At 36.0% G+C, this 10673-nt stretch carries 16 protein-coding genes; 11 read left to right on the top strand and 5 right to left on the bottom strand.

Annotated features, from left to right (window positions below):
- Positions 1-132: 132 nt before the first annotated feature.
- Entirely contained in the window at positions 133-519 is a 387-nt protein-coding gene (gene gloA2 / locus DS031_RS22590; RefSeq protein WP_113808429.1) for an SMU1112c/YaeR family gloxylase I-like metalloprotein, read from the bottom strand.
- Positions 520-659: 140 nt separating this feature from the next.
- Between gloA2 and DS031_RS22585 the strand changes: the two genes are divergently transcribed.
- The 9 genes from DS031_RS22585 (at position 660) to DS031_RS22545 (ending at position 5468) form a co-directional block, all read left to right on the top strand.
- The gene (locus DS031_RS22585; protein ID WP_113808428.1) at positions 660-1304 is read left to right on the top strand and encodes a HoxN/HupN/NixA family nickel/cobalt transporter; all 645 of its coding nucleotides are present in this window, start codon (positions 660-662) and stop codon (positions 1302-1304) included.
- A 143-nt stretch (positions 1305-1447) separates the two neighbouring features.
- The gene (locus tag DS031_RS22580; RefSeq protein WP_113808427.1) at positions 1448-1654 is read left to right on the top strand and encodes a DUF1657 domain-containing protein; all 207 of its coding nucleotides are present in this window, start codon (positions 1448-1450) and stop codon (positions 1652-1654) included.
- A gap of 79 nt (positions 1655-1733) precedes the next feature.
- Positions 1734-2225 carry a YhcN/YlaJ family sporulation lipoprotein gene (locus DS031_RS22575; RefSeq protein WP_113808426.1) on the top strand — a complete coding sequence of 164 codons (492 nt, stop codon included), beginning with the start codon at positions 1734-1736 and terminating at the stop codon, positions 2223-2225.
- A gap of 25 nt (positions 2226-2250) precedes the next feature.
- Positions 2251-2730 carry a stage V sporulation protein AC gene (gene spoVAC / locus DS031_RS22570; protein ID WP_113808425.1) on the top strand — a complete coding sequence of 160 codons (480 nt, stop codon included), beginning with the start codon at positions 2251-2253 and terminating at the stop codon, positions 2728-2730.
- A complete protein-coding gene (gene spoVAD, locus DS031_RS22565) occupies positions 2730-3743 on the top strand; it encodes a stage V sporulation protein AD (protein ID WP_113808424.1) in 1014 nt (337 codons plus the stop codon). The genes spoVAC and spoVAD overlap by 1 nt, the downstream gene beginning before the upstream one ends.
- Positions 3740-4096, top strand: coding sequence for a stage V sporulation protein AE (gene spoVAE / locus DS031_RS22560; protein ID WP_113808423.1), 357 nt, complete (start codon positions 3740-3742; stop codon positions 4094-4096). Before spoVAD ends, spoVAE begins: the two co-directional genes overlap by 4 nt.
- A 13-nt stretch (positions 4097-4109) precedes the next feature.
- On the top strand, positions 4110-4316 hold the full coding sequence (locus DS031_RS22555; RefSeq protein WP_113808422.1) for a DUF1657 domain-containing protein: 207 nt from the start codon (positions 4110-4112) through the stop codon (positions 4314-4316).
- Positions 4317-4337: 21 nt separating this feature from the next.
- Positions 4338-5198: a DUF421 domain-containing protein gene (locus tag DS031_RS22550; protein ID WP_113808421.1), complete on the top strand. Its 861-nt coding sequence runs from the start codon at positions 4338-4340 to the stop codon at positions 5196-5198.
- Positions 5199-5210: 12 nt separating this feature from the next.
- Positions 5211-5468 carry a DUF6154 family protein gene (locus tag DS031_RS22545; RefSeq protein WP_113808420.1) on the top strand — a complete coding sequence of 86 codons (258 nt, stop codon included), beginning with the start codon at positions 5211-5213 and terminating at the stop codon, positions 5466-5468.
- A gap of 40 nt (positions 5469-5508) precedes the next feature.
- Here the strand turns inward: DS031_RS22545 and DS031_RS22540 are convergent, their stop codons facing one another.
- From DS031_RS22540 to DS031_RS22530, 3 genes are all read right to left on the bottom strand, one after another.
- Positions 5509-5874 (bottom strand): DUF4870 domain-containing protein, encoded by a 366-nt coding sequence (locus DS031_RS22540; protein ID WP_113808419.1) that lies wholly within the window; start codon positions 5872-5874, stop codon positions 5509-5511.
- A 224-nt stretch (positions 5875-6098) separates the two neighbouring features.
- Entirely contained in the window at positions 6099-7154 is a 1056-nt protein-coding gene (locus DS031_RS22535; protein ID WP_181833294.1) for an extracellular catalytic domain type 1 short-chain-length polyhydroxyalkanoate depolymerase, read from the bottom strand.
- A gap of 61 nt (positions 7155-7215) precedes the next feature.
- A complete protein-coding gene (locus DS031_RS22530) occupies positions 7216-7503 on the bottom strand; it encodes a phage holin family protein (RefSeq protein ID WP_245947619.1) in 288 nt (95 codons plus the stop codon).
- 173 nt (positions 7504-7676) lie between these two features.
- Between DS031_RS22530 and DS031_RS22525 the strand changes: the two genes are divergently transcribed.
- On the top strand, positions 7677-8888 hold the full coding sequence (locus tag DS031_RS22525; protein WP_113808417.1) for a M20 family metallopeptidase: 1212 nt from the start codon (positions 7677-7679) through the stop codon (positions 8886-8888).
- 177 nt (positions 8889-9065) lie between these two features.
- Complete coding sequence (locus DS031_RS22520; RefSeq protein ID WP_113808416.1) at positions 9066-10394, top strand: UDP-glucose dehydrogenase family protein; 1329 nt, start codon at positions 9066-9068, stop codon at positions 10392-10394.
- A 122-nt stretch (positions 10395-10516) separates the two neighbouring features.
- Here the strand turns inward: DS031_RS22520 and yhfH are convergent, their stop codons facing one another.
- Entirely contained in the window at positions 10517-10654 is a 138-nt protein-coding gene (gene yhfH / locus DS031_RS22515) for a protein YhfH (RefSeq protein WP_113808415.1), read from the bottom strand.
- Between the last annotated feature and the right edge of the window lie 19 nt (positions 10655-10673).

Raw genomic sequence — 10673 nt, 5'->3', positions numbered from 1 at the left:
GGTACTTAAATTTTATCAGAAGATGTCCTTTTTATTATGAAAAAAATAAAAGCATGTGAAATTTTACTGAGCGTAAAATTTCACATGCTTTTTAGGTTTTCAGACTAGGGTTTTGTCCCAGCCTCTTCGTACTTATATTTCATATATTTCTATAGGTAAATCATCAGGATCTGGGAAAAAGGTAAACTTTTTCTCTGTTAGCGGATCAACCCGAATAGACTCTACGGTAATACCTTGTGTTTCTAAATACTCTTTCGTTTTTTCAACATTATCAACTGAAAAGGCAAGATGTCTCAATCCGCATGCTTCTGGATAGCTTGGCCGTTGTGGAGAGTTAGGAAATGAGAAAAGTTCAATCTGAGTATGCTCGTCTATTGCAAGGTCGAGCTTATAAGAGTCTCGTGCTTTACGATATGTTTCTTCAATTATTTTTAAGCCAAGAATATTTACGTAAAAGTGTTTTGAAACTTCATAATTTGAACAAATAATAGCAATGTGATGGAGCTTTGTAAAGTTCATAATAATGTTCCTCCACTAAAATAGAAAAGAATGTTAGATAGCATTATAGGTGTTATAATTTATTATATAAGTTAGCTTATCCTATTGAAAAAAATCATTCAAGGGAAATTTCATCGTTTAGACATACAGGGGGAAGAAAGATGGAAGCAAGTTTATTATCAATTTTAGTGTTTGGATTTTTGCTTGGCATTAAGCATGCCATTGAGCCCGATCATGTGATTGCAGTCTCCACAATTGCGGGAAGAAGCAAAAACATTTGGCGCTCCTCATTATCTGGTGTTTTTTGGGGGATTGGTCATACAGCTACATTATTTATTGTTGGGATTTTGCTAATTGTTTTAAAGGTACAAATGTCAGAAGGATTAGCACTCTCACTTGAATTTCTTGTTGGGATCATGCTTGTCTATTTAGGGGCTGCAAGCTTTCGTTATAAAAAACCACATCAACATGAACAACGAAATGAAAAAACTTCATATATCCGTTCCGCCATTATTGGATTTATTCATGGCTTAGCAGGTAGTGCAGCAATGGTTCTTTTAACATTATCAACAGTTGACCATATTGGACAAGCTGCTCTTTATATTCTTATATTTGGAGCCGGGACGGTTATCGGCATGTTGTCTTTTTCAACAATGTTTAGTATTCCATTTATCTTTGCAGCTAAAAAAACATTCATTCATCAACGTTTGATTTATACAACAGGTGTAATAAGCATTCTGTTTGGAATGTACTATATGTATAATTTAGGAGTTAAAGAAGGCCTATTTTCAATTTGGTTAAGCTAATAAAAAATAAACCACCCAGTCTTATTAAGAAGATAAGACTGGGTGGTTTTATATTACATAAAATGTAAAACATATTTTTGTGCAAAATGATTCATGATAAATACTGTTCAAAACATTTTAATCAATCTAAGGAGGAACTACTTATGACAGTTGTAAATCAAGTAAAGCAAACATTAGCAGGACTAAAAAGCGCACAAGCAAGTTTAGAAACATTTGCACTGCAAACGGATAATCAGCAAGCAAAACAAACATTTCAAACGTGTGCGCAGCAAACTCAAACAATTGTTGATTCTATTAATTCTCGCCTTCAAGAAATTCAGCAAGAAGAACCGCAATATAATCAGCAATAACAAGATACTGCAGGAAGGTTGGTGGAAACGCCAGCCTTCCTGCAGTCAAATAAGCTTATCAAAAAGCAGGTGAAAAAATATGCATCAAAAATTGCGCTTGGTCATCTTTTTTTTCTTAGTTTTAACACTTTTAGTTGGCTGTACTGCTAACGAAGATGAAAAAAAGAATGGTTCAGCTAATTTAACAAATGTATCGGTACAAGCAAAAGTTGATCAAACTATTTCAGAAAAGGCAAAAGAAGAACTTGCAAAGATGAAAGAAATAACCGAAGTAAGAGCGATAAATACTGAAGAAGAACTGCTTGTTGGCTTTGATGTAAAGCAGATGAAACGTTTAAAGATTAAGTCTATTGAAGCGAAAGTAGAAAAAAAGTTGAAGAAATTATTTCCAGACCATAAAATTTACGTTTACAGTGATCGAAAGATCTTAATTGAAGCAGAGGATATTGAAGCGAAAGTTCAGGATGGGTCATTTGATAAGAAAAAATTAACAAAAGAAATTGATACTTTAAAAGATTTAATGAAAGGACAAACTACTCATAAAGATATGCACGAGTTATTTTCGAATTAATTGAAAAACGAAAAGAGGAGTTTGTATGTCAAACAAACGGAAGAAAAATTTAACGATGACACAACAGGAATACCAGCGTTTTGAAAAAGATCGTGAAACAAAACGTCCGGTTTTAAAAAATTGTATTCGCGCTTTTTTTACTGGTGGGTTTATTTGTCTTGTTGGGCAGCTTATTCAAACGTTTTTTATTTATAATTTTAATTTTAATCAACAATCTGCAGGAGATCCGACTGTAGCAGTTATGATTTTTATTTCTATGCTGTTAACGGGGTTTGGTGTTTATGACCGGTTAGCACAGTTTGGCGGTGCAGGGACAGCTGTTCCGGTTACCGGTTTTGGTAATGCGGTTATATCTGCAGCAATTGAACACCGTACAGAAGGATTTGTTCTTGGAGTTGGCGGCAATATGTTTAAATTGGCAGGTTCGGTTATTTTGTTTGGTGTTTTTTCTGCATTCGTGATTGCCATCATTAAAACCATTATTTTGCACTGGGGGGGCTTCTAATGTTACAAGGACACCGTACATGGATATTTGATAAGAAGCCTGCCATTATATCAAAAGCAGTTGTGGGAGGGCCATTTGAAGCAAATGGAATGCTTGCAGATGATTTTGATATTTTGCATGAAGATTTATGGCTTGGAGAAGATTCCTATGAAAAAGCCCATAAAGTTCTTTTAGAAGAAGCTTGTCTGCGCACAACTGAAAAAGCCGGTCTTTCAAAAGAAGATGTTCAGTTTTTAATTGCGGGAGATTTAATTAATCAAATTACACCAACAAGTTTTGCAGCCCGGACGATCGGAACTCCTTATTTCGGACTTTTTGGTGCATGTTCTACTTCAATGGAAGGACTAGCATTAAGCGCATTTATCGTTAATCATGGAGGAGCAGAGACCATTTTAACAGGGGCATCGAGTCATAACAGTGCTGTAGAAAAGCAATTTCGTTATCCTACTGAATATGGCGGCCAGAAGCCTCCCACTGCTCAATGGACAGTAACAGGAGCGGGAGTGGTGCTTCTTGGGAAAGAAGGAAATGGACCGTATGTAACTTCAGCTACTATTGGACGTGTTGTTGATATGGGACTTACGGATCCATTCAATATGGGGGGAGCCATGGCGCCGGCAGCTGTTGATACAATTGAAGCGCATTTAAGAGAACGTCAAATTGACGCTTCCTATTACGATTTAATTGTAACTGGTGATCTCGGTCATATTGGACGCGAAACTTCACTTGATTTATTAAAAAAGCATGGACTTACAATTGATGAAGAAAAGTATCAAGATTGCGGTTTAATGATTTATAGAGAAGGACAGCCGGTTCTTGCTGGTGGAAGCGGAGCAGGATGTTCAGCGACTGTGGTTTATGGTCATTTATTAAATAGAATGATAAAAGGTGAATTAAAAAGAATTCTGGTTGTCGCAACAGGCGCGCTTCTTTCACCGGTATCATTTCAGCAAAATGAAACAATTCCGTGTATTGCACATGCAGTCTCGATTGAAGTGGATGGTGATAAATAGTGGCAATTTTTTTCTGGGCTTTTATAGTAGGTGGATTTATTTGTGTAATTGGTCAAATTATGTTTGATGTTTTTAAATTAACACCTGCTCATACGTTAAGCGCACTTGTTGTACTGGGGGCCGTATTAGACGGACTGGGCCTTTATGAACCGCTTATCAGCTTTGCAGGAGCAGGGGCGACTGTGCCAATTACAAGCTTTGGTAATGCCCTTGTCCATGGAGCCATGGCAGAAGCAGAAAAACATGGGATTATTGGTGTTATTACAGGGATGTTTCAAGTAACAAGTGCAGGGATTTCTGCTGCTATTGTATTCGGATTTATTGGGGCACTGCTTTTTAAACCAAAAGGATAAAAGGAGCTAAGTTATGACAGTTGGAGCACAAGTAAAACAAACATTATCAAGTTTAAAAGGTGTACAATCTACACTGCAGACATTTGCGTTAAATTCAGAAGCGCCTGAAGCAAAGCGGGTTTTTCATGAAGCGATGATGATAACAGAAGAGGTTATTTCAGATTTAAAAAGGCGAGTGAGTGAATTAGAGCGTGAAGAACCAGAATATCATGGATTTTAATAGATTAAAGGAGTTAAGCATATGCCGGCATGGTTAGAAGTTACAATTCGTTCCTTTGCAATTTTGGCAGGGTTATTTTTAATCGCGAAATTACTTGGGAAAAAGCAGCTTTCAAAGTTATCGTTTTTCGAATATATTGTTGGAATTACGATTGGTGATATTGCTGGTGCTCTTTCAATGGAACTTGAGGCAAGTTTATCACAAGGAATTACAGCAATTGTAATTTGGACGTCAATTCCTGTTTTAATCAACCTTTTATCATTAAAAAATAAGAAATTTCGGGATTTTGTAGAAGGAAAAGCGACTATATTTATTAAAGATGGAAAAGTAATGGAAGACAATTTAAAAAGTGAAAAATATACAGCAGATGAGCTGTTAGAACAGCTGCGCAAAAAAGATATTTTTAAGCTTGCCGATGTTGAGTTTGCGCTATTAGAATCAAATGGAGAAATTAGTACGCTTTTAAAAAGAGAACATCAGCCATTAACACCGCATGATATGAATGTTCCGACTGCACCTCAAAAAGAAACACAGACTGTTATTATGGATGGTGAGATTCTCGATGAACCTCTTACTGCCATTGGTCAAAACCGCGGTTGGTTAAAAACAGAGCTTGAAAAAATTGGTGTTTCAATTGAAAATGTTTTTTTAGGTCAAGTGGATTCATTTGGTCAGCTTACCGTTGATTTATATGATGATCAACTGCAAATGCCAGCGCCAAAGCAGCAGCCGCTTCTGCTTGCATCTATTAAAAAGTGTCAAGCTGATCTTGAACTTTTTGCTCTTGCGACAGAAAACAATCGAGCAAAAAAGATGTATGCTGAAAATGCAGTAAAATTAGATGAAGTGCTTACGAAAGTTCAGACAATTTTAAGAAATTAAGGGAGAGAGAAAATGAAATTTATTGATGAACTTTATAACATGTACCGAGATCATTTGACAGGTGATGAAGAAGATCTCGATGGAATTGTAATGGGCATTCTTGAAGGACATAATCGCCTTGATTTAGAGAAGTTTGTTGGGGAATTAGATGATGAAAGTCTTTATGAAATGATTTCTATTTATTTAAGGGTTCTTTTATTAAAAAAAGAAGCGGAAGAAGGTATTGGAGAAAACGATTCAGATCACGACAGCGGAGGACTGCTTCATTAAAAAGTCCCATCCTTCATTTTATAAAGATGGGACTTCATAGTTATTTAATAAAACGAATTGTTAACGGATAATGATAATTTTGTCCTTCATTCGCTTTAATAGATGCGATAATCACATAAACAATTTCAAGAACTGCAATCGCAGCAAGCATGAGAAAACCAATTAAAATAAGGGTTAAAATACCTGAGATAATGCCATAAATCATCATACTAATTTGAAAGTTTAATGATTCCTTTCCTCCTTTATCAATAAATGAATCTGTATCTTTTTTGACGAGCCAACAAATTAATGGACCAAGTATATTACCAAATGGAATTAAAAAACCGGACAGTGCTGATAAGTGGCAAAGCATTCCCCATGTTTTGGCCTCTTTTGTTATACTTTCTTTATTAGCTTGTGATTCCATATTTAATTTCCCCTTTCTTATTCATTCTACTTAAAGATATGAGACATCCTTTTGCAATATATCGTTAAATTTTTGATTTGTGTTAAAGCTGCTTTACATAATCTTTATTTTGTATTAAAAAAGTGAATATAATATAATAAATCACTTTCATTCATAACAAAGAGGTCAATACAAGAAATATTGACCTCTTCTTTCTTTTTAAAGGAAGTTTAGCAGTAGACTTATTATGAAGTAAGGCTTTTATAATTATCAATCCAGTTTCGGTATTGAAAAAATCCCCACATCATTTCACTAGCATTTGGTCCGCTTGAATCGGTATAAGAAACAGATGGATGTCCACCAGGCCAAGCATGCCCTAAACCATCAATTTTATATTTCAGCATTAATACATGTCCATCTGGGCCAAGGTAAGTTGATTTTGTATAAGATCTTCCCCCGGGCACACGAGTATTATTAATAGTAGAAGGCGTATCACAAATATCATTGTTATCAATTCCATCGTATATAAGATCATTTGTTTTTGCCCATTGAGAAATAATTTGATCCCCGTTTCTTGGTGAGACAGTAAGATCGCGTGTCCCGTGAAAAACGATAATAGGCATTAATTTTGCATGCTTATTCATTTCTTTATAAGCTAAGAGACCGCATTGATTTGGGTTATTTCCCCCAGTTCCCATTGTTGAAAGTGCACGAAGGAGGCTTGTAGCTGCTTTGTATTGAAGTCCTGAAACAACACCAATCCCTGAGAAAAGATCAGGGTAAGTAACACCCATAATGACGGCCATTGCTCCCCCGGATGAAAAGCCAGATATATAAGTTTGTCTCAATTTAATATTGTAAATTGAATGAATCTGTCGTACAATACCTGCGATTGAAGCGGGTTCACCACTACCGCGATGTTGATGGGCTTTATCAAACCATTTCCAGCAGTTATTATGATTTGCTGAAGCAGGTTGCTTAGGATAAGCTACAAAAAAGTTGTATTTTTCTGCAAGCGCATTCATTTGTGTCCCTGCTGCAATCTCTTCAGGGCCTTGTGTACAGCCGTGAAGAACAATGAGCAGAGGTAAAGCTTCCCCTAAATAACCTGAAGGAATATAAAGTTTATACTTTCTTCCGTCTGGTCCGGTTTTTGTTAAAAAGCGCCCAAAACATCTTGTTTCTTTAGGAAGAGCTGGTGCTGCTTTTTCAAATTGAAAGGGAAAAAACGGCATAAAGGACGGAAAAAATGAATAAGGATTTATTCTTTCTAAATCTTTTTCATTGGTTTTATTAATCATTTGAATCGAACCTTTCATAAAAAGTAGCAGATCGAAATCTGTACTCATTATTGACAAGAGATTACAATTCATTCAATTTTTTCTTTTTTTTATTGCTTCTTACACTTTGTTTCGCAAATTGATGACATGTAATCGCTGATCCAGCAGCAATCATTCCGTTTGCAACACCATTAACGGATAAGCCAAGCTGAAAAACACTTGCAATAATACCGGCAAACATTAAAATCCAAATAATTATCCAGTTTTGAATCTTTGGTGTGCGCTTTAAGGCATAACCAAGTATAAGAAGAGCAGGTACAACAACCATAAGCTGTGGATGAATTGAAATTTGTTGGAAAAATTCACTCATCACTTGTACTCACCTCTTTTATACAGCATATTCAGTTTATTTAATTGTGGAACTAAATAAGAGAATAAAAAGGAAAAAATCCCCTTTGCATAGACAAGGAACATCCCCCTATAATGGAGAAAAAGTATAGAGGAACGAGAAAAGAGCATAAAAACATCTAAGGAGAGAAGACGGTGGAAAAACTATTTGAAAAGCTAGCTGCACATTATGAAGAAATGGTAGAGATTCGTCGTTACTTACATCAACATCCTGAGCTTTCATTTCAAGAAGTAGAAACACCAAAATATATTGCTGAATATCATAGAAAGTTAGGACATGAAGTGCGAACAGAAGTTGGCGGAAGAGGAATTGTAGCTGTTTTGCGCGGTGAAAAGCCAGGAAAAACAGCTGCCTTAAGAGCTGATTTTGATGCACTGCCAATTCAAGAAGCGACTGATGTTCCTTATAAATCTAAAGTAGATGGTGTGATGCATGCTTGCGGGCATGACGGACATACAGCGACACTGTTAGTTCTAGCAAAAGTTTTAAGCAGCATGAAAAGTGAATTAGAAGGCAGCATTGTTTTTATTCATCAACATGCAGAAGAGCTTGCACCAGGCGGGGCAATTGCCATGATTGAAGATGGCTGTCTTGATGGTGTAGACGTTATTTTTGGTACACATCTATGGGCCACAGATCCGTATGGAACGATTTCTTATCGTGCTGGTCATTTTATGGCAGCGGCAGATCGTTTTGAAATTACTGTTAAAGGAAAGGGGGGACATGGTGCTGAGCCTCATTTAACGAAAGATGCCGTGGTAATTGGTTCTCAGCTTGTCACAAATCTTCAACAAGTTGTTTCAAGACGTGTAAATCCACTTGATTCAGCAGTCGTTACAGTTGCCTCTTTTGAAGCAAAAAATGCTTTTAATGTCATTGCAAACAGTGCAGTTCTTACTGGAACGGTTCGGACATTTAAAGAAGAAGTGCGTGATAAAGTAGAAGCAGAAATTGAGCGAATTGTTAAAGGAACATGCCTTGCAGGAGATGCTGATTATCATTATGATTACAAACGAGGCTATCCTGCTGTTATCAATCATAAAGAAGAAACTAATTTTCTTGCAGAAGTGGCTGCTTGTATACCAGGAGTAGAGAATGTTCCTAAACGTGAACCAATGATGGGTGGAGAAGACTTTGCTTATTACTTACAACATGTAAAAGGAACGTTTTTCTTTACAGGAGCCAAACATACAGATTGGGAAGAGGCATATCCACATCACCATCCAAAATTTAATATTGATGAGAGAGCAATGCTTCTTGCCGCAAAAACACTTGGAGCAGCGGCGCTTACCTTTTTACGAGAAAAAAGTTATCAATACAATGAGCATAAAAAAGCTGTAGATTAACTTCTTCAGCTTTTTTATATGCAAAATTTTATTATTATTGATAAAATACGTAACGATTGTTAAGCGCTTTTTAAGAGTTTGTATGATTTTTGTATATTTGCTCTATTTTATGAGCAAAACATATAAAATGAAAAAGAGTGAGTTCTTTCATCCTTATAGTTAGGAGGGCGGGATGTAATGAAAATTGCCGTTGTGGGCACCGGATATGTAGGGCTTGTAACAGGGGTATGTTTAGCTGAGATTGGTCATCATGTTACATGTATTGATATTAATGAAGAAAAGATATCACTTATGAATCAAGGGATTTCACCGATTTATGAGCCGAGACTTGAGTCGTTAATGCAAAAAAACATCTGTGAGAAGCGGTTGGTGTTTACAAGCAGCTATCAACATGGTTTTCAAAATACAGGTGTTATTTACATTGCAGTAGGTACACCACAATCTGAAGATGGTTCGCCAAACCTTTCTTTTATTAAACAGGCTGCTATGAATATTGGTAAACACGTCAATCAAGATGTAATTATCGTAACAAAAAGTACGGTACCGGTTGGAACGAATGAAACGATAAAAGATTGGATAGAGGAAAATCTTATTCACGATGTCAGAGTTGAAGTAGTCGCGAATCCAGAGTTTTTACGGGAAGGCTCAGCTGTACATGATACCTTTCATGGTGATCGGATTGTAATTGGAGCAAATAATGAAAAAGCAGCTGTTATAATTGAAAAAATTAATAAACCGTTTCAAATTCCAATTTTTAAAACTGATTTACGAAGTGCTGAAATGATTAAATTTGCTTCAAATGCTTTTTTAGCTGCGAAAATTAGTTTTATTAATGAGATTTCGAACATCTGTGAAAAAACTAGCGCAAACATTGAAGACGTAGCAGCAGGAATGGGTTTGGATAAGCGAATTGGAACCGAGTTTTTACAAGCGGGGATTGGTTATGGGGGCTCATGTTTTCCAAAAGATACAAAAGCGCTTGTTCGGATTGCAGGGGATGTCAATCATGATTTTGAGCTGTTAAAGTCAGTTATTAATGTTAACAATAAACAGCAGCAAATTTTAATTGAAAAAGCGATTAAGCGTTTTGGAAGTCTAAAAGGAAAACGCATTGCGCTTCTGGGGCTTTCTTTTAAGCCGAATACAGATGATATGCGTGAAACCGCTTCTATTGTTATTTGTGAAAAGTTGACAGAACTTGGAGCGCAAGTAATTGGGTATGATCCAGCGGCCATATCAAATGCAAAAAAAGTACTGCCTTGTAAAGTTATGTATGCAGATTCCATAGAAGAAGCGTTAACAGGGACGGATAGCGTCTTTATTTTAACAGAATGGGATCAGATAAAAAGGTGTGATTTGTCAATTTTTGCTCAGTGTATGAAGACACCGATTATTTTTGATGGACGAAATTGCTTTGATTTAGAAACAGTAAACAATTATTCCATTGAATATCATTCCATCGGAAGATCTAGTATAAACAATTTTACATTAGCTGTCGAAAACTAACGAAAAAAGCTGCCTGATTTTTAAATAAATCGGGCAGCTTTTTTAATCATCCCTGTTATATAACATTTCACCACAACCTATCTATAAAGGATAAATTGAAGCGCTTTCTAAGAAGAGATGACTTATAACGTATAATCAATTCTTGCGCAATCCTCACACTCATTACTATAAGATTCATGCTGCTCTTTCATCTTATTCCCGCATTTTGTACATTGTTTTGCTGGTAAGTTTCTAAAAAATTCAGTGCTTTTTTGAATCATTTTAATTCCCCCTTTTGAT

This window comes from Bacillus taeanensis, from assembly GCF_003318295.1.
GTDB lineage: Bacteria > Bacillota > Bacilli > Bacillales > UBA6769 > Maribacillus > Maribacillus taeanensis.
The sequence above is the reverse complement of the archived record's forward strand: the minus strand, read 5'-3'. Positions and strand labels throughout refer to the sequence as shown.